Raw genomic sequence first — 23,050 nt, forward strand, 5'->3', positions numbered from 1 at the left:
GGGCGGACTCGAACCGCCACGCTTATTCAGCAACGGATTTTGAATCCGTCATGTCTACCAATTCCATCACACTGGCAAAGGTGCTTAAACGTTTGTGACAACCTTTAAGAGCGCCGCATTATAGCGGTTTACCTGATACGCGCAAGTGATTTTTTATGTTCCGAGTTTAAATGCTTAACTTATCACCAGTTCCGCTATTTTGTGTATCGTCACTACCCCTTAAGACATCAATTATGCGAGACTAGGCATAGGGTATTTGCGCCTTTTGCGCATGTGTATTTCATTTTTATTATACGAGAACGCACTTTTGACCACTGAGCATTACCATCGTGCAGGTTTTTTTCGCCGCCTAGCCGCCATTATTTACGATATTTTAGTCGCCGTTGCTATCGGTATGTGTGCCGCTATGGTGATGTTAGTTGCCATGTTATTACTGGTTGAAAATAACGTGTTGGGCAATCATGGATATGAACATTTTAGTGATTTAATTCAGCACGCTCCTATTTATCAACATGTCTTGCAGATATGGGTTACAGCTTGGGTGATTGTCTTCTTTTTATGGTTTTGGCGTAATGGTGGGCAGACTATTGGCATGCGCGCTTGGCGACTGCGCATTGCCAGTACGAATGGCAAACCCATCACCTATACACGTGCATTTGTGCGCATGGTGACGTCATTTTTGGGCTTAGGGACATTATTAGTGCTTGTGGACGTTAAACATAAACAGTCGTTACAAGACCGTATTACCAGCACAGAGGTGATTTGTTTAAGCAAAGAAGCGAACCATCACCGCAGTTGGCGTAATCTAAACTAATTGTCCCGTCCTAGAATAAGTTGAAATAAATCTGCGCTTTTATCGGCGCAGTAAATGAACGGAAATCCCAGCGAAGATAAGACTTGGCAGGATAGCGCCGATAAATGGCGGTATATGATACACAGTACTTAATGAGCCAAACACTTCGTTACTCACGAAAAAGCCAAAGCCTGTCAAAACACCCATAATCACCCGCGCCCCCATGGTGACGCTACGCAACGGACCAAAAATAAACGATAGCGCCATGAGCAGCATCACCCCAACCGATACAGGTTGCAGCACCTTGCGCCATAATGCTAAGCGGTAACGCTCAGAGTTTTGGCTATTGTTTTCTAAATAATTGACATACCCCACAAGCCCACGTATCGACAAAGCTTCAGGCTTTACCGTCACAACCCCTAGTTTATCCGGGGTAAGGGACGAGGCCCACGCACCATCAGCCGCATCTTCAACTTGAATACGATTATCTGAGAAATGGGTGGATTGTACGTGGCTCAAACGCCATGTTTCTTCTTGGTAGCGGGCGCTTTCTGCTGTAGTAACTTTACGTAGATATAACTCACTGTCGAACTCATATATGTTCACATCACGCAGGGTGTTTTTATCTACAACCTCACCAATACTGACAAAATTATCACCATCTTTAGCCCAAACTAAGCGATCAGACGAAAACAAACTACCACCTGATATGGCTTGAGTACGAATTTCTTTGGCTTTGGTTTCACTTACCGGTGCGACCCACTCACCTATCACCATCACAAATAAAACCATCAAGATGGCCGACTTCATGGCAGAGATAATAATATTCCAGCGGCTTTGCCCAGCGGATTGCATTACCACTAATTCGCTATTGCTGGCTAATATTCCCATACCAATCAAACCACCAATTAAGGTTGCCACGGGGAAAAATTGTTCTAATTCACGGGGCAGGCTTAAAAATACATAAACAGCAGCCACTGTCATGTCGTAACTGCCCTTACCGACACTTTTCATCTGCTCGATAAATTTAATTAACGCGCTTAAACCCACTAGCACACCTAAACTCATGGCAGTCGTGCCCAGTAATGTGCGGGCGATATACCAATCGAGGATTTTAATCATGACTTTTTACCTCGTAGTTGTGCTCGTATTCGCACGCCTAGAGGGCGTCCCTTAAAGATCAGTGCCATACCAATCAGGCCAATGACAAAATGCACCCACCACAAACCCAACATAGGAGGGACTTTGCCGTCTTCTAACACTTTGCGGCCTGCCAATAGCAATAAGAAATAACCTAGATACAACATCAGCGCTGGGAACATCTTACCGAAGCGCCCTTGACGTGGATCCGCAGCGCTAAGTGGCACGGCTATAATCACCAAAAAAAACAACGAAAGCGGGATTGCGAAGCGCCACTGAAGCTCTGCGATAGCGTCGATAGAGGGGTCATCAAAGAGCTGCATAGTAGTATACGCAGATAACTTTCTGCGCTTTTGCTCAGCCTCTTGTTCAGCAATTTGAATCTGATACTCACCAAATTCCACTACCCGATAATCTTGTTTACCCAAGGTACCTTCGTACTGAATGCCATCACCGAGCACTAAGGTTTCAGAACCATCGGCAGCCTCACGTAGACCGCCTTTTTTGGCATAGACCAAATGCACATTTTGGCTATCTGTCGTGGTATCGTGCTGGGCCATAAACACACGTTTTAGCGGCTCACTGTCGTTACCGATTTCATGTACAAAAATAACTGCTTTTTCATTGGCCGTTTGTTGGAAGCGCCCAGGGATCAAAGTCGTCAGCCCAGTATCGGCCCCGGCTTGTTCTTCAAGTTGATATTCCCGCTCCACGGACATAGGCGCAATCCATAACGTCATGGCGCCGGTAATGAGTGCCATCACCACAGCAAGGACCAACATTACTCGCGTAACGTACCACTCACTAACGCCGCAAGCCCGCATTACGGTCATTTCACTGTCTACATACAAACGCCCATGGGCCAACATAATGCCAAGAAATAAACTCAAGGGTAAAATAAGGGAAGCTAAAACAGGCATGCTCAAGGCTAAAAAACCTAGCACTAAACTAGCAGGAATATCACCATTAGAGGCTTCAGAGAGCACTCTGACAAATTTATTGGTAATAAAAATGGCCATCAAAACCAGAAAAACGGCAGTTTGGGATTTGACGGTTTCTTTGACTAAATAACGAAATATCAGCACGCAATATCCAACACAAAAGTGGTAATTTTAGTGGCAAGCTACAAAATTTTCAGTAAACTTAACGTTTTCACACGTTTCATTTGCAATGTGTGCCATTTTAAAGCGCTTGCCCGCACGTAATTTACAGATTATGTCTGGCTTGGGCTCGTCTTGCAATTGCAATGAAACGCCGTTTACAAAGATAACGCCGTAACGCTCAGCACAACATCATAATAACAAATTCAAATAGCTCAGTGTTACAAGCAGTATGTAATGACAGATTAACAGTTTCGTGACGAGGATGCCCCGTGGAATTTAGTGTAAAAAGTGGAAGCCCAGAAAAACAACGCAGCGCCTGTATCGTAGTAGGCGTATTTGAACCACGTCGATTAACGTCAGTGGCCGAGCAATTAGACGAAATAAGCGGTGGCTATCTTAGCAACCTGCTGCGTCGTGGCGATTTAGAAGGCAAGCCGGGACAAATGCTCTTATTGCATCATGTACCAAACGTACTCAGTGAACGAGTATTGTTAGTGGGCTGCGGTAAAGAGCGTGAACTAGACGAGCGCCAATACAAGCAAATTATCTCCAAGACGATCAAAACCCTAAACGAAACCGGTTCAATGGAAGCCGTCTGCTTCTTGTCTGAGTTACATGTGAAGGGACGTGACACCTACTGGCGTGTGCGTCAGGCGGTGGAAGCAACGCAAGACTCCTTATATACCTTCTTGCAATTGAAAACCAAAAAAGGCGAGCCGCGCCGTCCTTTGCGTAAAATGGTCTTTAACGTACCGACCCGCCGTGAGCTAACCATAGGTGAGCGTGCCGTTGAGCATGGTTTAGCGGTATCTTTAGGGAGTAAGACCACCCGTGATGTGGCCAACATGCCACCCAACATTTGTAACCCTAAGTACCTGTTCGATCAAGCCAAGTTACTGGAAGCCGAATACCCGAATTTGCATGTAGATTCGGTCAACGAAAAGCAAATGGATGACCTAGGTATGCACTCATACCTAGCGGTAGGTCGTGGTTCAGCCAATGAATCCATTATGACCATAATGGAGCATAAAGGCGGCCCCGCTGATCAAGCTCCCATAGTACTAGTCGGCAAAGGCTTAACCTTCGACTCAGGCGGCATTTCAATTAAGCCAGGCGAAGCCATGGACGAAATGAAATATGATATGGGCGGTGCAGCAGGTGTCTTGGGTGCAATGCATACCATAAGCGCACTTAACTTGCCGTTAAACGTAGTTGGTATATTGGCTGGCTGTGAAAACATGCCTGATGCCAATGCATATCGTCCAGGTGACATACTGACGACTATGTCTGGTCAAACCGTTGAAGTGTTAAATACCGATGCTGAAGGCCGTTTGGTTTTATGTGATGCGTTAACTTATGTTGAGCGCTTCGATCCAGAATTGGTAATTGATGTAGCAACCTTGACCGGTGCATGTGTTATCGCCCTTGGTCATCATGCTACCGGCGTATTCAGTAACCATAATCCTTTGGCCCATGAGCTTGTCAACGCATCAGAGCAAAGCGGTGACAAAGCGTGGCGTATGCCATTGTGGGATGAATACCAAGATCAGCTTGAAAGCCCATTTGCCGACATGACCAACTTAGGTGGCCGTCCTGCAGGCTCTATTACTGCCGCATGTTTCTTGTCGCGCTTCACTCGTAAATACAACTGGGCACATATGGATATCGCAGGCACAGCTTGGGTTGGCGGTAAAGATAAAGGCTCTACTGGCCGCCCCGTACCAATGTTATCTCAGTTCTTAATGAACCGAGCAGGCATTGAATCGGAAGATTAGTCTTCAAAGAGAACTAAACACCTGATGTCAAAGGTCACGTTTTACCTGCTTGAACAAGAAACAGAAGCAACCAGCAACCAGCCAGCGCACCTCGCGCTGGCTTGTCAATTAGCGGCCCAGTGTTTTAGCAATAAGCAACGCTGTGTGGTGATGTGCCAAAGCCAAGCGCAGGCTGAGCAATTCGACGAATTGCTGTGGCAACTGCCAAACGATCGCTTTGTACCACATAACTTGACCGGCGAAGGTCCACAAGCTGGCACCCCGGTTGAAATTTGCTGGCAGCGCCCCAGTCAATTTAACAAGCCAGTGCTTATCAACTTAGCGGATAACATGCCGGATTTTCATAGCAAATTTAGCCGCATATTCGATTTTGTACCCGCGGCTGATACGCTTAAGCAGCAAGCGCGGGAGCGCTATAAACATTACCGTGCCGCCGGCCATCAATTAGATACATTACCCAGCAAAGCGTTACTCGACTCACTCGCTGGTAATTCGCAATCGCAATAACGAGACCAAATACAATGGATAAAACATTTAGCCCACAAAATATCGAACAGCAGTGTTACCAACAGTGGGAAGAAAAAGGCTACTTTAAAGCCAGCGGCGAAGGCCAACCTTATTGTATCTTGTTGCCGCCACCCAACGTGACAGGCAGCTTGCACATGGGTCATGGTTTTCAACAAACCATTATGGATACCCTCACCCGTTATCATCGAATGAAGGGTGACAATACCTTATGGCAGTGCGGCACTGACCATGCTGGCATTGCGACCCAAATGGTGGTTGAACGCCAATTAAACGCCCAAGGCAAAACCCGTCATGATTTAGGTCGCGAAGCCTTCGTTGATAAAATTTGGGACTGGAAGAAAGAGTCCGGCGGCAATATTACTCAGCAAATGCGCCGCCTAGGTACCTCACCCGACTGGGATCGTGAAGTGTTCACCATGGACGATGACCTATCTGAAGCCGTCAATGAAGTCTTTGTGCGCTTACATGAAGAAGGCTTGATTTATCGTGGTAAGCGCTTAGTAAATTGGGATCCAGTTCTGCACACAGCAGTATCCGATCTTGAAGTGCTTAGCGAAGAAGAAAACGGCTTTATGTGGCATATGCGCTACCCCCTTGCGGATGGTACAGGAGAGCTGGTTGTGGCCACCACTCGCCCTGAAACTATGTTGGGCGATACCGCCGTTGCCGTTCATCCAGATGATGAGCGTTATCAGAGTTTTATTGGCAAATCGATTAAGTTGCCTATTACTGGTCGCTTAATTCCCATCATCGCCGACGATTATGTTGAGCAAGATTTCGGCACAGGTTGCGTAAAAATTACCCCTGCCCATGACTTTAACGATTACGACATGGGTAAACGTCATAATCTTGAGATGATTAACATCCTCACCGATGACGCCAAAATCAACGACGAGGCACCGGAGCAATACCGTGGGCTGGATCGATTCGACGCGCGCAAGCAAATCGTTGCCGACCTAGACGCCGCCGGTGTGTTGGTTAAAATTGAAGACCACAAGCTAAAAGTACCACGCGGTGATCGTTCCGGGGCAGTGATCGAACCTTATCTAACCGATCAGTGGTACGTCGCCGTACAAGAACTCGCCAAGCCAGCCATTGATGCAGTCAAAAGTGGTGAAATCAAGTTTGTACCAGAGAACTGGGATAAAACTTATTACCAGTGGATGAACAACATTCAAGATTGGTGTATTTCGCGTCAATTATGGTGGGGACACCGCATTCCAGCTTGGTACGACGAGAGCGGCAAAATATATGTGGGTCGCACCGAAGCTGAAGTACGCGAAAAGCACGCCTTAGATGCCAGCGTAAACTTACGTCAAGACGAAGACGTACTCGATACCTGGTTCTCGTCTGCCCTCTGGCCATTTGCCACCATGGGCTGGCCTAAGAAAACACCAGAGTTAGAGACGTTTGTACCGAGTGCGGTATTGGTAACAGGTTTCGATATTATTTTCTTCTGGGTGGCCAGAATGATCATGATGACCAAGAAGTTTACCGGTCAAATCCCGTTTAAAGAGATTTACATCACCGGCCTTATTCGCGATGAACAAGGCGATAAGATGTCTAAATCTAAAGGCAATGTGATCGATCCAATCGACTTGATTGACGGCATCAGTATCGATGACTTAGTTGCCAAGCGCACTTCGGGAATGATGCAACCAAAACTGGCGGCAAAAATTGAAAAAAACACCCGTAAAAGTTACCCAGAAGGGTTTGAAGCATACGGCACAGATGCGTTGCGCTTTACGTTTACGGCGATGGCATCCACCAGCCGAGACATCAGCTTCGACGTTAAGCGAGTAGAAGGCTATCGTAATTTCTGTAATAAATTATGGAATGCCTCACGCTTTGTATTGATGAACGCAGAAGACCAAGATACCGGTGCTAACGGCGGCGACATGCAACTTAGCTTAGCGGATAAGTGGATTTTGGCCCGCTTCCAGCAAACATTGAAAGACTTTGAAGACGCATTAACGGGCTATCGCTTTGATATTGCGGCTAACTTGATTTACGAATTCACTTGGAATCAATTCTGTGACTGGTATTTAGAGTTATCAAAGCCGGTTCTGAATTCTGAAATAAGTACCCAAGCGCAAAAACGCGGCACCCGCCATACACTCGTCAACGTACTTGAAAGCATTCTCCGTTTAGCCCACCCCATTATGCCGTTTATCACTGAAGAGATTTGGCAGCGAGTGGCGCCGTTATGCGGCATTAATGCACCGAGCATCATGACACAAGCATTTCCAGTGCAAGACCCGTCATTACGTGATCAAGACACACTAGCGGAAATGGAATGGATAAAAAGTGTCATTGTGGGTATTCGTAATATTCGTGGCGAAATGGACATCTCACCGAATAAACCGCTTAATGTATTGCTGCGTAATGCCAGCGCTCAGGATTGGCAACGCCTGCAAACCAGTCGTGAGTTTTTAGGTGCATTAGCCAAACTAGAAAGCGTTGAATTGCTGCAAGCTGAAGAAGAAGCACCTGCCAGTGCCACTGCATTAGTCGGTGAAATGGAGATCCTTATTCCTATGGCTGGCCTAATTGATAAAGACGCTGAGCTGGCTCGAATCAATAAAGCATTGGCTAAAATAGAGGCTGATTTTGCACGAACTCAAGGTAAATTAAACAACCAAAAGTTTGTTAGCAATGCTCCTGCTGCGGTAATTGATAAAGAAAAAGCTAAACTTGATGACTTCACCATGCAAATGAAGAAGTTAAAAGAGCAAAAGCAAACAATCGAAAACTTGTAGTCAGGTTAAACACGACCGCACTAGCCCCAATACGAGTGCGGTCGCTATTGTTCATTACATAGGTAAGTTGAGTATTTTTATACTCAAATTCAACACCCAGCAATACGCCAATAATAACGTCAAAATCAGACTAAATGGTGATTATTGATTAATGCTAATCTGTGCTATTAATACCCGATGTTTCAAATAGTTAGGCAAGTGCAGATAATGGAGGGTGACAAGATTAACCGAATTCGATTTTTACTCATTTGCATCGTGGTGCTCACCAGCATTACCACGCCAGCTATCGCTGAGCTATCTGAGGATCAGAAAATCGCCATCATTTACGCATCAGACATGCCCGTTATTGGCTTAAAAAAAGTTGGTGGTTATCCCGAGCTCGCCAGTGCACTGCAAACCTATCGTAATCAAAAAAATACCAGTACCTTTTTCCTATTCGGTGGCAACAGTTTAGCCCCAAGCCCATTATCGTCACTTGACCGTGGCACACACATCATCGATATACTCAACAGCCTAGAGCCGGATGCGATGTCTGTGACTAAGCGAGAATTTAGTTATTTTGAAGATGAATTATCTCTTCGCGCCTATGAAGCTGCTTTTCCCATTGTCACCAGTAACGTTTACGACAAGCGCAGCAAGGCTAACGTCGACGGTTTATTAAGCACAGTGATTGTCGAACAGCGCGGCGTTAAAGTCGGCATTATTTCAGTATTAGATGAGAGTGCCATCAGTGATTATTTGCTCAAACAAGTGGTCATATTAGACCCACAAAAAGCCATAACAACGTCCGCGCAGGCGCTTCGTGAACAAGGCGCTGATGTATTGGTGCTTATGTACTCGTTCAATTTTTCGTTTATCGATCAACTGCTGACGAACCAAGTCGTTGACCTAACCATGAGCACCAGTCCGTTATTTACCAGTTTCCCCAACGAAAAAATGCCTAAACACCCGAACGCTGTAGTGTTGAATAAACTGAATTATCTCGCTGAAATACACCTTGAATTTACCGGCCGACCATCCACTGCTCCGCGTGTCACTTGGACCAGTAAAGAGCTATCTAGCTTTCCTAGTGATCCAATCGTTGCTGGGCAAGTCAAAGGTTACACATCACGCTTAAATCGTTTGTTAAACCAACCTATTGCTACTGTGACGAAAGATTTTCAGACACTAAGAACCAGTGTACGTAGTGAAGAAAATGCCTTTGCAAATTTAGTTGCTGATACGTTGCGCACGTTTGCCAATGCCGACATTGCATTGATCAATGGTGGCATCATCCGTGGTAATCGTTCTTATGCTCAAGGGCAGCGACTTACTCGGCGAGATATTGCTGAAGAATTACCTTTTCGCAGCAAAGTGGCGGTACTAACTATTACCGGCCAGCAACTCAAGCAGGCTCTTGAAAATGGTATCAGTACCATAGAGCAAACTCGTGGACGCTTTCCCCAAGTATCTGGCATTCAGGTCACGTACGATCCAAGCAAGGTAGCCGGAGAACGAATAACATCACTCAAAATTAATGGTAAAGCCATTAACCCCACCAGAGCATACAAGTTAGCCACCACTGATTATTTGGCTAATGGCGGTGACGGCTATCATGTGCTGGACGCATGCCCTAAAATAGCCTTAGGCTATATGGCTCCCCCTATGTTAGTGGATGTGTTCATTGATAGCATTCGAGAACGCGATACCTTAGGTCCGGCATTGAACGCACGTTTGGTGAATGTTCATGAATCAAAATAATTCACCACCCACCGCCCAGCCGTCTAAAACGAAAGCACGCATTTCGTTAAGTTCGGTGTTTGTCGTCGCGTTTATCGGCGTCTTCATTATTTTTATCAGCGTAACCATGTTAGCCTATTCTCGCCTAGCCGATTTTCGCGACATTTTAGACGACATTGCCAACAAATCACTGCCACATGTGGTTTTTTCAGAGCAAGTTAATAATCATATCACCACCCTTTCCGCTATCAGCGACGGATTAAGTTATGCCAATTCAGAGCCAGCATTGCGCATTGCTGAGGGCAACGTAAAGCAAAAAATTGATCAGATCCGCATCCTAGCCGAACACAAAGACGGCACCCAGTATTTAGACTTTCATTTAAATGCGATCGAAAGTGAAATACTCGAATTGAAATCCCTCGCACTGCATCGAATAAAATTAGCGAAGCAATTAGCGAAACAAGAACAAGCCCTATATGCACTTAATGATGAAGTGGTTGAGCTTACAACTGTTGCGACGTTAGGCAGTCAAGATATTCAAATGCTTCAACGCTGGCGGGCCGCCATATTTGAAGCAGTGGCCTTGGCCACTAATGCCGCCAATTTGTCGCGCTTGCAAACCATTCGTCAGTCATCCTTCAAGGTGACGGAAATCACCGCAAAACTCTACACTGATGTGACACAATTTCCGGTTACACAACACACAAAAATGCTCGCTATTGTGGATGATTTCAACCATATTGTGCTCAGTGAACAGGGGATCTTTCCACTGCAAATTAACTTGCTGCGCCTATCAGGTCGAGTCATTGGTCGGGGAAATTTTGTGCACAGCCTGATCGCCGACTATTCACGGCTACTTAACTTTAAATCCTATCAATTAAGTGACTCTCTGATCACCCAAACCAGGCGCACCTCCATACGCACAAATATACAAATTCAGAACGTCGGTTTGTATGTCATTGGCGCATTAATCTTATTGTTACTAATCGTATTTTTTATCCAGAACCGTGTGGTACGCCGTCTCGTCAAACTCAATCGTGTGGTACAAGATCGCGCCAATGGGTTTCGTAACTCCACCCGCATATCGGGTAACGATGAGATATCCGATATTGTAGACACGATAGATTATTTTGCCGCAACCATCGAGCAGCAAAAGAAAGCCTTGCAGGAATTGTCGTTGCTTGACGGTTTAACAGGCATCCCTAATCGCCGTGCGTTAGACGAGCGACTTGAGCATGAATTAAAGCTGGCAGCACGAGAGAAATGGCCATTATCCATATTGATGGTCGACGTAGATTTTTTCAAACCCTATAACGACAATTACGGCCACATTGCCGGCGACGAAACCTTAATTAAAATTGCGCAAATTTTAGAAAAAGTGGCCAAGCGCAGTGGTGACTTTGCGGCTCGCTACGGTGGCGAAGAGTTTGTTTTTGTATTGCCAAATACAGATAAAGTAGGCGCGATAAAAGTGGCCGATATCCTTTTAGATGCTGTAAGAACCGCTGCAATAGAGCATAAACACAACCCCAACACAGCTTACATCACTGTCAGTATTGGGGTGGCAACATGTGCGAAAAATAATATCAAAGACGCCGACTATGTTCAGCGCCTAGCAGATCAGGCGCTCTACGCCGCCAAGCAAAATGGCCGAGACCAAGTTATCCACTATTCTGACGTGATTACCCCATAGGTTTCCCCTAGACAAAAAAAACGCCACTTTTCAGTGGCGTCTATATTGAGCATTGATCATTAAGGGCTAATTTTTAGCGACATCTTGTGGAAACTGTTCGTTAAACCACATGCGCAACATGTTTTTTTCGTAGCGTAACGTTTCGGAAGAAAAGAACGGATTGTGACGGTCTTGGAACGACATATCCTTTAACTTCGGCTCACCTTGCTGCAATACAGCTCCCGCACTATCAAGTAACTCGTAATTAAAGGCAATGCGCGGAATATCAATGCTTTTAATCAGGCGCACATCGCTAGCACTGTGACCAAAGCCAACAAATGAGGCCGGCCAAACCTGACCGGCTAAATCCAGATTGGTCACGGTAATTTTAAGCGTTTGCTCATTCGGTAACGCTTCTGCTAATTCTGTCAAATATTCTTCTAGTTGCGTAAATGTTCGCTCTTTAAAACGTGTACGAGACTCGTTTGCTGAGCGCACATCCGTGTATTTATCTGAATTTTGCCAAATAACCTCGACCTTCCCTTGACTATAAGCCTGTGCAGATAGCATTAACGCTATGCCGGATAACAAAACGACGGTTAATTTTTTCATATCTCTCACCCTCTCATTTTATGGTTATGCGTATGAAGCTTAATTCTTTATAACTAAGCTTACAGCAAAGCGCTGAATACTGCCTGAACCTAACCTGCTCGCAAGTATTTCCTAGCGTACCTAGGAAATACTCAATTCTTCCTGCTTATATCTAATAGACCGGTTGGTTGGGAATAAATTCACAGCGGAATTAATACAGCAATGATACTTTATATCCGCTGGGCGATGACAACGACTTTTCCACACTCACGATATAATTAACATCCTGATCGATATCGAACATATCACTGCGCTCTAACAACAATTGGGAACTGTTGTCGTTATACACAATGACAATTTCATATTGTCCGCTGGGCACAGTTAATTTAGCCGAATGCTGAAAATTCAAATTCTGCAGGCGATATTTTGCGCTTTTGATCGTTTCGCTTTGACGTACGAAAAACACGTCTAGTGACTCGTAATCAGGTGTGAGGTTTACTACCTGCAACTCGTGCTCGACACTTTGTGGCAGGGTGCTTTCTTCAAATGTCAGTGATTGGAGTAATTGCTTTGCATCTTGATATATCACGATGGCATTGCTTCTCCCTTGGCTCAAACTCAATAAGCGATTACTAAACAACAATCCTTCGTTGCCCTCGACTTCACCTGAGAGTTGATAATCACCATAGGCAATACTGTTAAAATCACTTAATCCATTACCATTAACTGTTACGTGCTGCTGATTATTTTGCCCACCATTAATATCAACGAGTACATTCTGGGCATCAAGACTGTTATAGATTCGATATTGCGCAGCTTGCTCCCGATCGGTGTAATTGCTCACCGATGAAGAATTGATCACTAAATCGATTTCGAGGTTATTTTTTATTGCTCCTGAGCTAGTACGGATCACCATGGTATATTCAGTGGCATAATTGAAGGCGATATCTCGACTTGCGAAAATAGCACTGGTTTCCCCAGGTAACGTCAAAAATACCTGATATTCCCCCTGAGCAAATGAATCGCTGTCGTCGGTTTGCCACGAGGTCAACTCTTCAAGCCCGTCGGTTGTCACGGTAGACAACAAGTGCGCTTCAGCAAATGACTCACCACTGTCTGCCAAATATAAGTCGTAGTTTTGTCCACTGGTCAGCACTGACGCCGCAAAAAGACGAAAACGTTTATCCAACTCTTTGCGTGTTATGGGATAGGCACTAAACTTCAGGGCATTTTTGGTTCCACTTGCTACCACCAATAATTTTTGCCCCGTATCTATATCGGCCGCAAGTTCCTCAATGACTTGACTGTTGCCATCATCACCTTGTTGACTAAACCCCAATTTAACGTCGCTTTTATCCAGTGTAAACAAGCTCGTGGCATCACCGTACACAGCAGAACCCAAGTTGCTGCCTTGATCAGCATTAACATAGATAGAGCCGCTATCAGCGGAGCCATTATAAAACTGCACATAGGGTTTATCGTATTTTTTGTTGTCTTGACTATCGCTTGAACCTCCACAGGCTATCACCTGTAGACCTAAAGTGGTGAGGAGTAAGCCGCGCAAAAAAGAACCCAACATAGTGTATTTCCTTATCAATGATAGTGACTGTGATCAGCAGCAGTGCTGACATAAAGTAGTGACGCATTATCCTAACGACAGCACGCTGAGTGTCTCGATCATAATTGCGAGGATTTGTGAATAATTGTAACCCTGAGATGAGCTTTGTTTACGGGTTTGATAGGATGCGCTGATGGAATTTATCGCTGTTTTTTTACAGAGGATTTTCTATCTATTATGGAGTCTTTTTAATTGAGTTTTGGCATAACGGTTTGCAGGTGGGTAAAATCATGATGAGTGGCATAAAAATACGCAGTGCAGTGCTATTTATCGTTTATTACTTGGCTAATATGGCATCAGTAAACGCCGCTTGCGTGACGCCACAATGTATTGAAACCGGCAATTGGCGTATTGGTATTGCTGTAGGCGCTGGCGTCAAGAGTAATCCTCTGATTGGGGGAGATGCCATTCCATTGATCGTACTACCTGATATCGCCTACTACGGTGATAATATCTATTTAGATAACGCGGAAGTCGGTTATCAGTGGCAACAACACGACACCTATGCCCTGGACGCCTTTATCAGTATTAACAGCGAGAAAGCTTTTTTTACCTTCTGGCACCCCAGCAACGTGTTTTTATCATCACAAAGTGTACTGAGTGAAATTGGACCATCAAATGATGCTCCCTTTAATAGCCGTCAGATATCGATTGATCAGGTGTCGAGTCGAAGATGGGCGGTGGATGCAGGCATACGCTTGCATAAGCGCAGCAACCACGCTGAGTGGCAGTTCACCTTAAAAACCGACGTAAGCAACGTACACAACGGCCAGCAATTCGATGTGGCTTATCGTTACCGTTGGCAGCTAGCAGATTGGCACTTTACGATCGCCCCAACTTTGAGCTGGAAAAGCAGCAAACTGATCGATTATTACTACGGCATAGACGAGCAAGATAACGTATTTAATGCGCAATATTACCATGCTCAAGGCGGCTGGCAACCTAGCCTAGCGCTGAGTGCCAGTAAGGCTATTAATCCTCGCTGGCAATGGTTGATGCGCTCAAGTGTGACATTATTGCACTCAGGTATGACTGACAGCCCTTTAGTAGCAAAGAAAACGATTGGCACGGTATTTTTGGGTATTGGATATGTGTTTTAATGCCATTCAATACTTGCAATAGACCGTTGGAGCACGCGTAATTTGAGAGTGTTGTTAGCGTGTTTATGTATGCTATTTGTGAGCAAGAGTAACGCTGAGGATATTGACATTACTTGGCAAGTTCAGCCGGTAGTATGCGTAACCCAACGCCCGGACACCCCCTGCCAGTTTGCGGTCAGTCTGCAGGTCACCAATACGAGCCAAAGACAATATTGCGTATTTTTGTACCAACTGTCTGAGCAGCGTTTGTTTTGTTCGTCATCCCAAGTGCACCAACAAAGCCTAACCTTAACCATTGATAACCAGGCGACTTTACTTCTAAAAGATACCTGGGGAACGACTGTGCTCAGCCAGCCACTGAGCGTAAAATCCACCCAAAGTCGCACCCGCTTTAGGGTACACAGCCCATGGAGTCTCTTCTGATGCCTGATATATTACTTGTTGAGGATGACACGCGCCTGAGCCAATTGGTCAGTGAATATCTAAAACAACATGACTTTAACGTTAGATGTTTGAGCGATGGTAAAACACTGCTCACTAGCGTTAAGCAAAACCCACCTGATTTGATCGTATTGGATGTCATGTTGCCCGGTGACAACGGCTTCACCTTATGCAGAAAGTTGCGCCCTCATTACGACGGACCTTTGCTGTTTATGACGGCCAAAAATAGTGACTTTGATCATGTTCTGGGATTGGAAATAGGTGCCGACGATTACGTCATGAAACCCGTTGAACCACGTGTGCTACTCGCTCGCATTCAAGCCTTGCTAAGACGCAGTCAATCTCAACAAACAAGTACTGAAAATGTTAGCAGTCTGCACTTTGGTCAATTACAAATTGACTATCTGGCGCGCAAAGTTACCTTGCACGCCAAAGACGTGCCTTTAACCAGCCACGAATTCGACATGTTGTGGAAACTCGCGTCGAATGCATCTCAGCTAGTCGATCGAAACACCTTATACCGGGAATTGATTGGCCGGGAGTATGATGGTTTAGACCGCTCTGCAGATGTACGTATCTCCCGCTTACGTAAAAAGCTACTTGACGATCCACGTCATCCTTATCGGATAAAAACGATTTGGGGCAAGGGCTTTTACTTTGTTGCTGACGCTTGGGAATAACCTCATATTATGGCTAGATTATTTATCAGCTTATATGTTTTTATCGTGTTAGCACTTGTAGGCTTAAGTGCCGGATTAGAACGCCTATTTAGCCCCGCCTCTCAAGGACCTGCCCAACATGTATCTACCATTATCACGTTATTTGATTCAGCCCACGCCGCCCATCTCGACATACGCACCTTAGCCGACAATACCGGCTTGCCCTACAAAGTCGTGCCATTGACGAGCATAGGTTGGAGTACGCAAAGTGCTGAACAACTGGCCCTCGGTAAAAGCGTATTGTTATATGATGAACATCTCGGCGAACAACTTTACATCCCGTTGGACAAGCAAACTATTCTTGAGCTAAATATATCAGCGCAAAAAGCAGACAATCAGTCCCTGCTGCTTTACAGCACAATATTTTTTGTTTTACTCGGCGCGTTAATAGCGTTGTGGTTATGGCCCCTATGGCGAGACCTAAATCAACTAAAGCGCAGTGTGAGTCATGTACAAGACGATGGCAGCATTGCTGACAACCATGTTTCTAACGCTTCCCTGATTGCCCCCATTGCCCAAGCGCTCAATACCATGAGTGTCAAAGTGAAAAGCCTTTTACAATCTCAGCGTGAGCTTTCAGGGGCGGTTGCCCATGAATTTAGAACCCCCCTAGCCCGATTGAAATTTGCGCTTGAAGCTAGGCCTACTCTCGACTCACCACAATGGCATGCCATGGCAATGGACGTTGAGGAACTCGAGAGATTGGTGCAAGAAATGCTCGATTACGCGGGCAGTGATGTACTGCTGCCTGAGTTGAATTTAGCAGAAATTCCGCTGAAGGAATTGGTCGAACAAGTTGTTCGACACTTGCACACTCCTCATCTAGCTAAGCACAAGGTTTGTATTGTCGGCGATAATGTCACTCTGCTAGCGGACGATCACTTTGTACAGCGCGCACTGGAAAACCTGCTAATCAACGCCAGTCGTTATGCTCAGTACCAAATTAGGTTAAATATCAGCCAAAGTGCCAACCATGTTTTGCTAAGTGTAGAAGACGACGGTCCAGGTATTCCCCACGCAGTACAAGAAAAAATATTCGATGCCTTTTATCGCCCTGATGAAGGACGCACGCGCGCCTCAGGCGGGGCGGGCTTAGGTTTAGCGATTGTAAGGCGTATTCAGCAATGGCATGAAGGCGACTGCTGGGCGCAAGACTCTGAACTAGGTGGAGTAAAGTTTATCCTGCGATATCCCCGCCATGGCCTTTAAATACCTTAATCCTCATTGCAGCACTTACTCTGTGATGGCATTTTATTTATCGTCATGATCTCTATCAATCTTTAATAAGATGTTCACAGCAAGTTGGCGTATTTATCCCAACAAACTGCTATAATACGCCGCGTTTATATGCCATATATATCCATGACACCTTTAGATATGTGTTTAGAGGCGAGATAGATAGAAATTCCGGTTCAGTCAAGGAGCAGCAATGAGTGAGCGCATTCCCGTAAAAGACATCTCCCCCGTACAGGTTCATCGTCCTGACAAAAGCAAACACAATGATCATTACACTCCCCGTAACCGCATTTATGTGCGCGCAGTAAAAGGCGCATTAGAGAATTTTAGACGCTTTTTTGGTTTAGTATTTTTATCCTTATTCGCTGTGCTTCCTTGGTTACGGTTTGAGGGCAGCCAAGCGATTTTACTCGATATCGGCGCCCAACGTTTTCAGATTTTTGGTCTCACATTATGGCCACAAGATTTAACCTTGTTAGCATGGATTTTTATCGTTGCCGCCTTTGCACTGTTCTTTGTTACCACCTTCGCTGGTCGTGTATGGTGCGGCTTTATGTGCCCGCAAACCACTTGGACCTTTATCTATATTTGGTTCGAAGAAAAGATCGAAGGCAGCCGCAATAAACGCATCAAGCTTGATGAGCGTAAGATGGACGCTGACAAATTCATACGTAAAACCTTAAAGCATGTGGCCTGGGTGAGTGTTGCCTTGCTTACTTCGCTGACATTCGTTGGGTATTTCACACCCATCGACGCACTGTTTGTCGATTTTTTCACTTTTTCGTCCGGTTTTTGGGCAACCGTCTGGGTGCTGTTTTTTGCCGTATGTACCTACGGAAACGCAGCATATATGCGTGAAATAATGTGTACTCACATCTGCCCTTATGCGCGTTTTCAGTCCGCCATGTTTGACAAAGACACCTTTACTGTCGCCTATGATGCCGCACGAGGTGAACAACGCGGTCCTCGGCCACGTAAAGACAGTCGCGAACAAAACGCAGCAAAAGGTCTAGGCGATTGCATTGACTGTAACCTGTGCGTGCAGGTCTGCCCAACCGGCATAGATATTCGTAACGGTTTGCAATACGAATGCATTAACTGCGGCGCTTGTGTCGACGCCTGTAACGGCGTGATGGAAAAAATGAACTACCCCAAAGGCCTGATTGATTTTACGTCGGAAACTCAGTTAGCCGGAGGTAAAACCAAGATATTTCGTCCTAAGTTAATGGGTTATGCCGTCGTTCTGTTGTTGATGAGCGGTCTTCTTGTGTTCGAATTATTGAGTCGCGTGCCGCTAGAAGTGGATATCATTCGGGATCGTAATGCCTTATACCGAGAAACAAATGACGGTTTGATTGAAAATGTATACACCTTGAAAATATTAAACAAGTCCCAGCATACTCAGCACTTTGATATCTCGGTTAACGGACTCGATGGCTATAAATACATAGGTGACAGCAGCGTGACCGTAATGGGAGGAGAAGTCTACAACCTGCCAATTAGCATCGCTATTGACCCCTACAAGTTGGAAAAGCCAGTGACAGCATTTAGCTTTACCATCCAATCACGGGAAGTCGAAGAGGCCGTTATCGAGCAAACCTCTAAGTTCTTGTACCGCTAGTGAGTACCTTTAATTTTAGCGAGCTTAATCCTGATCTCATTTTAGATGCCATTGAGTCAACCGGAATTCTAGTCGAATCAGGTTTACTGGCCTTAAACAGCTACGAAAATCGTGTGTATCAGTTTGTCGGCCAAGATAATAAACGTTACGTAGCCAAGTTTTACCGCCCGAAACGTTGGAGCGAAGAACAATTAAAAGAAGAGCACAGCTTTTCCTTAGAATTAGCCGCTCATGAAGTACCCGTAGTTGCCCCTCTGCTCATTAATGGTGACAGCTTACATCTTTACAAGGGTTATCATTTTGCCGTGTTTCCCTCTGTGGGTGGTCGCCAATTTGAGGTAGATAATCTGGAGCAGCTAGAGTGGATGGGCCGTTTCGTTGGGCGGATACACAAGGTTGCGAAAGCCCGCTTATTTACCCACAGACCGACCATAAATACCGATGATTATTTAGCTCGTTCTGTTGCTGAGTTGCAAGGTAGTGAATTGATCCCCCCTAGCTTACACGAAGCCTTTTTCACCATATTGCATCAAGTCGTTGCACTTGCCGGTCAACGTTACCACAGCGAAGATAACTTGCGTTTGCATGGTGACTGCCATCCGGGAAACATTTTGTGGCGTGACGGCCCCACCTTCGTGGATCTCGATGATTGTCGTAACGGCCCAGCCGTACAAGATTTATGGATGATGTTATCTGGTGACCATCAGGCCCAATCATTACAGATGAGCACCATAGTCGACGCTTACAACGAGTTTTGCAATTTCAACCCGTTACAGTTGCGCTTAATCGAGCCACTTCGCGCGATGCGTATGGTGCATTATATGGCCTGGTTACACAGGCGCTGGCAAGATCCTGCGTTCCCTCAGGCATTTGCATGGTTTGCGGAGCCCAGGTATTGGGAGCAACAAATATTGGCCCTGAAAGAGCAATTTTCAGCCTTACAAGAGCCGGAATTACGTATTTAGGCCCAGCTGTAGCATGATAATCAGTGGCTTTTTTTACCACTTTTTCTTATAACTGGTTACAAAGTGCAGTCGGCATTTTATATTAGCTATGCTAATCTGCGGCCAGTTATTTTTACTAAAGAGATGAATAAACAATGAAAAAAATCATACTTGCTTTTTTTATTGCGGTTTTAGTTCCGCTTCAAGCTTGCGCTCAAGAACAATGGAAAGAAGGTGAGCACTACACAGTCATTAATGATACTGCGACCGACAAACCTGTTATCAACGAGTTTTTTTCGTACTGGTGTCCACACTGTTATAACTTTGAACCCCTAGTGGCGAAAATTAAAAGTAAAATTTCCGATGATGTGAAATTTGAGAAAGTACACGTAAACTTCATGGGTTTCACCAGTCCTGAAATCCAAGACGATGCGAGCCGCGCCTTGATGGTTGCTCGCGCACTGAAAAAAGAAGATACCCTAAGCAACGCTATCTTTCGTTATATACATGTTCAGAAGTCACCTGTTACCAGTATCAAAGACCTGAAGAATATCTTCTTAGTCAATGGCGTAGAAGACGCAGAATTTGATAAGCTTGTCAGTAGTTTCGGTGTAAACAGTATGCTAAACAAGAACAACAAATTGATCGTCAAGTATCGCAAACATTTAAGCGGTGTCCCTAACTTCATTGTTAATGGTAAATACCAAGCGAAATTTACCCGAGACATGACCAATGACGACATTGTTGATTTAATCGTCTGGTTGTCAAAACAAAAGTAAGCCAAGCAAATTTTGCTTACTGATTGAAGTTGATCATAAAGCAATCTTTTAAGCCTCACATGAGCTCATGCCATGTGGGGCTTTTTTATACAGGTAAATAATTCCACCTGCCCCATAAAACATTGAGGTAAGTAAACCTCCCAGCCCTTATAAAATATAGCTTTAGCTGAAAAAATACCGGTGTTATAAGTCGTGACAAGGGGCGATTTTGTGTCAGTATGATAAGACCAATGAATGTTTATTGAGCCGATTTTTAGCGTTCATCTGCCTATTAAAAGCCAAATTTCACTGGTGATATTCCATGTATTGACCTAGGACGACGCGCACCTGTCCATGGCCTTGGTGTCGTTGTTTATGGCCTCTTCTGAATTGAGGTAAGCCAGTTATGCAAAACAAGTTAGCGCCGAAGGCAGCGACTCACAGGTGGTACCGGGGTATTCTGTTTATGCTCCTATGGATAGCGGTTTGGGTGCTTGCTCAGCTAATGGAATACACAGCCCATGCTAGCGTATGGTTTCCGGCCTCAGGTCTAACATATGCCGCTTTATTAATTATCGGCTCATCGGCCATACTTCCTATCCTTCTGTGTGCGGTCATAGTGACCTTTGTTACTTGTATTCAGTACGGTCTCCCTCTCGATTTACCTCAGGTTATACAAGCAGGTTTGTTGTTTGGCGCTGCTCATATCCTCCCTTACTGGCTCAGTGTGCAATTATTCATCTGGATAGCCCGTATAGGTCGTTTAAGCACACCCGGCTTGATAATTGTGTACATCATTAATACCGGGGTAGCATCGCTGTGCACCACGTTGCTGGTCATATATAGCCTAGTCTTTAGCAATATGATGCAGCCAAGTGAAATCAGCCAAACTTGGTTAGCATTTTGGATCGGAGACTATGCTGGCGTGTTAATATTAGCGCCACTGTTTGCCGCGCTGTTAAGTCAACAAATTAACAACAAACGCTTCTTATTAAAATCCTACCTTAGCCCTAATCAAACCAAGCCAAGTGAGTTTTATTACTGCAAGTTGATGCTGGTGACCCTACTCGTAATATTTACCACCATCTTAAACCAGTCCACACAACAGCAAGAAAGTGCCTTTGTGATTTTTTTACTGGTATTGCCGCATATGTGGATTGCGTGTACCGAAAGTGCACTGTTTAACATGCTAAGCTTAACCTTCAGCTGTATGATTATTGCGCTTTTTGTCAACGTTTTAGGTTTAAATGAATACGTATTGATTTATCAGTTTGCGATTATCATTGTTGCCGCCAATGCCTTGTTCGGGGTAGCCGTTCCTGCCTTGATGGCAGACAATGAAAAATTACAAGCCATCATCACCACAGATGCGTTAACGCAGGCAGCCTCACGTCAGCACTTTATGCAACAAGCAGAACGGGCTGTAAATCGTAGTTTAACGGATAATGCCCCCCTATCTCTTATCATGTTCGACATGGACAACTTTAAAAAAGTGAATGATACCTTTGGCCACAGCGCTGGAGACAGAGCATTGCAGAATGTTTGCCGAGTGGCACAATTGTCGTTGCGCCCGACAGATCTGCTCGGGCGCTTTGGCGGAGACGAATTCGTCGCTTTGCTGCCCGAGTCCACCATCAAGGATGCCCAGCATATCGCCCAACGTATTTTAACCAGCGTGAATGAAGCCGAGATCGCCCCAGGTCACCCCATCCACTGTAGCTTTGGCATTGCCCAGCTCAGGAGCGATCAGAATTTTACTGAATTATTTAACTTAGCAGACGCCGCGCTGTATAAAGCGAAGCAAAAAGGCCGCAATACCATAGTCAATGCTGAACACAGCAATGCAGCTTAGACTTGCCAGTTAATCGGAGCTCGTGCGCGGGCCAGTAGTATATTATTCGTTTTAACAAAGTGACCGCACTCAAAGAAGCCGCGATAAGCAGACAGTGGAGATGGATGAACAGCCGTTAACACGTGATGCTTGTGTTCGTTTATCAATACTGATTTTTGTTGGGCATGGCTGCCCCACAATAAAAATATCACCCCCTCATTGTATTCACTGATGGTTTTAATAACCGTATCGGTAAAACGTTGCCAACCAATTTTAGCATGTGAATGCGCCTTACCCTGCTCCACTGTTAACACAGTGTTCAGCAGAAAGACCCCTTGCTGAGCCCAAGATTGCAAGCATCCATGGGTTGGCACAACAAAATTGGGGAAATCATGGGCTAACGCTTTGTAGATGTTTTTTAACGAAGGTGGAGGTTTCACCCCGTCTTGAACAGAAAAACTCAAACCATGGGCCTGAGTCGGCCCGTGGTAAGGATCTTGTCCGAGAATAACCACTTTGATCTGATTAAACTCGGTACAGGTAAATGCGTTGAATACGTCACTTTCTAGGGGGTATATGACTTTGCCACTGTCACGTTGGGCACGAATAAACCGCATCATTTCGATGTAGTAAGCTTTATGCTTTTCTGCAGAAAGTAAGTTCTGCCACGTTAACCTAGACGTCATTTATACAACCTAGCAA

At 45.1% G+C, this 23,050-nt stretch carries 19 protein-coding genes; 14 read left to right on the forward strand and 5 right to left on the reverse strand.

All coding sequences use genetic code 11. The features are described from left to right. Positions 1–307: 307 nt before the first annotated feature. Positions 308–814, forward strand: coding sequence for an RDD family protein (locus tag GPLA_RS14230; protein ID WP_007105634.1), 507 nt, complete (start codon positions 308–310; stop codon positions 812–814). A gap of 39 nt (positions 815–853) precedes the next feature. On the opposite strand, the gene lptG is transcribed toward GPLA_RS14230, so the two are convergent. Together lptG and lptF are read right to left on the reverse strand one after the other, a co-directional pair. Continuing rightward, positions 854–1,915 (reverse strand): LPS export ABC transporter permease LptG, encoded by a 1,062-nt coding sequence (gene lptG / locus GPLA_RS14235; protein ID WP_007105635.1) that lies wholly within the window; start codon positions 1,913–1,915, stop codon positions 854–856. Continuing rightward, positions 1,912–3,018 (reverse strand): LPS export ABC transporter permease LptF, encoded by a 1,107-nt coding sequence (gene lptF, locus GPLA_RS14240; RefSeq protein ID WP_007105636.1) that lies wholly within the window; start codon positions 3,016–3,018, stop codon positions 1,912–1,914. The genes lptG and lptF overlap by 4 nt, the downstream gene beginning before the upstream one ends. 287 nt (positions 3,019–3,305) lie before the next feature. Here lptF and pepA point away from each other — a divergent pair, with 287 nt between their 5' ends. From pepA to GPLA_RS14265, 5 genes are all read left to right on the forward strand, one after another. Further along, entirely contained in the window at positions 3,306–4,811 is a 1,506-nt protein-coding gene (gene pepA, locus GPLA_RS14245; protein WP_007105638.1) for a leucyl aminopeptidase, read from the forward strand. Positions 4,812–4,835: 24 nt separating this feature from the next. After that, positions 4,836–5,318, forward strand: coding sequence for a DNA polymerase III subunit chi (locus tag GPLA_RS14250; protein ID WP_007105639.1), 483 nt, complete (start codon positions 4,836–4,838; stop codon positions 5,316–5,318). 14 nt (positions 5,319–5,332) lie between these two features. Then, a complete protein-coding gene (locus tag GPLA_RS14255) occupies positions 5,333–8,098 on the forward strand; it encodes a valine--tRNA ligase (protein ID WP_007105640.1) in 2,766 nt (921 codons plus the stop codon). Between the two features lie 207 nt (positions 8,099–8,305). Next, a complete protein-coding gene (locus GPLA_RS14260; RefSeq protein WP_007105641.1) occupies positions 8,306–9,838 on the forward strand; it encodes a bifunctional metallophosphatase/5'-nucleotidase in 1,533 nt (510 codons plus the stop codon). Continuing rightward, positions 9,825–11,510 carry a GGDEF domain-containing protein gene (locus GPLA_RS14265; RefSeq protein ID WP_040514890.1) on the forward strand — a complete coding sequence of 562 codons (1,686 nt, stop codon included), beginning with the start codon at positions 9,825–9,827 and terminating at the stop codon, positions 11,508–11,510. Before GPLA_RS14260 ends, GPLA_RS14265 begins: the two co-directional genes overlap by 14 nt. Before the next feature lie 66 nt (positions 11,511–11,576). On the opposite strand, the gene GPLA_RS14270 is transcribed toward GPLA_RS14265, so the two are convergent. Next, positions 11,577–12,101 (reverse strand): DUF3016 domain-containing protein, encoded by a 525-nt coding sequence (locus tag GPLA_RS14270; RefSeq protein WP_007105644.1) that lies wholly within the window; start codon positions 12,099–12,101, stop codon positions 11,577–11,579. Positions 12,102–12,291: 190 nt separating this feature from the next. Beyond that, on the reverse strand, positions 12,292–13,659 hold the full coding sequence (locus tag GPLA_RS14275; protein ID WP_007105645.1) for a hypothetical protein: 1,368 nt from the start codon (positions 13,657–13,659) through the stop codon (positions 12,292–12,294). Between the two features lie 269 nt (positions 13,660–13,928). Here GPLA_RS14275 and GPLA_RS14280 point away from each other — a divergent pair, with 269 nt between their 5' ends. The 8 genes from GPLA_RS14280 (at position 13,929) to GPLA_RS14315 (ending at position 22,369) form a co-directional block, all read left to right on the forward strand. Next, on the forward strand, positions 13,929–14,798 hold the full coding sequence (locus GPLA_RS14280) for a MipA/OmpV family protein (protein WP_007105646.1): 870 nt from the start codon (positions 13,929–13,931) through the stop codon (positions 14,796–14,798). 69 nt (positions 14,799–14,867) lie between these two features. Next, on the forward strand, positions 14,868–15,221 hold the full coding sequence (locus GPLA_RS14285; protein ID WP_226993115.1) for a DUF3019 domain-containing protein: 354 nt from the start codon (positions 14,868–14,870) through the stop codon (positions 15,219–15,221). Beyond that, complete coding sequence (locus tag GPLA_RS14290; RefSeq protein WP_007105648.1) at positions 15,221–15,919, forward strand: response regulator; 699 nt, start codon at positions 15,221–15,223, stop codon at positions 15,917–15,919. The genes GPLA_RS14285 and GPLA_RS14290 overlap by 1 nt, the downstream gene beginning before the upstream one ends. Positions 15,920–15,928: 9 nt before the next feature. After that, positions 15,929–17,167 (forward strand): ATP-binding protein, encoded by a 1,239-nt coding sequence (locus GPLA_RS14295; protein WP_007105649.1) that lies wholly within the window; start codon positions 15,929–15,931, stop codon positions 17,165–17,167. A 220-nt stretch (positions 17,168–17,387) separates the two neighbouring features. Beyond that, complete coding sequence (gene ccoG, locus GPLA_RS14300) at positions 17,388–18,815, forward strand: cytochrome c oxidase accessory protein CcoG (RefSeq protein WP_007105650.1); 1,428 nt, start codon at positions 17,388–17,390, stop codon at positions 18,813–18,815. Next, the gene (locus GPLA_RS14305; protein ID WP_007105651.1) at positions 18,815–19,780 is read left to right on the forward strand and encodes a serine/threonine protein kinase; all 966 of its coding nucleotides are present in this window, start codon (positions 18,815–18,817) and stop codon (positions 19,778–19,780) included. Before ccoG ends, GPLA_RS14305 begins: the two co-directional genes overlap by 1 nt. A gap of 134 nt (positions 19,781–19,914) precedes the next feature. Next, entirely contained in the window at positions 19,915–20,538 is a 624-nt protein-coding gene (locus GPLA_RS14310; RefSeq protein ID WP_007105652.1) for a thiol:disulfide interchange protein DsbA/DsbL, read from the forward strand. 385 nt (positions 20,539–20,923) lie between these two features. After that, complete coding sequence (locus GPLA_RS14315; RefSeq protein ID WP_040514895.1) at positions 20,924–22,369, forward strand: sensor domain-containing diguanylate cyclase; 1,446 nt, start codon at positions 20,924–20,926, stop codon at positions 22,367–22,369. On the opposite strand, the gene ung is transcribed toward GPLA_RS14315, so the two are convergent. Continuing rightward, a complete protein-coding gene (ung, locus tag GPLA_RS14320) occupies positions 22,366–23,034 on the reverse strand; it encodes a uracil-DNA glycosylase (protein WP_007105654.1) in 669 nt (222 codons plus the stop codon). The genes GPLA_RS14315 and ung overlap by 4 nt on opposite strands. Positions 23,035–23,050 lie beyond the last annotated feature (16 nt).

The organism is Paraglaciecola polaris LMG 21857 (genome assembly GCF_000315055.1).
Taxonomy (GTDB): domain Bacteria; phylum Pseudomonadota; class Gammaproteobacteria; order Enterobacterales; family Alteromonadaceae; genus Paraglaciecola; species Paraglaciecola polaris.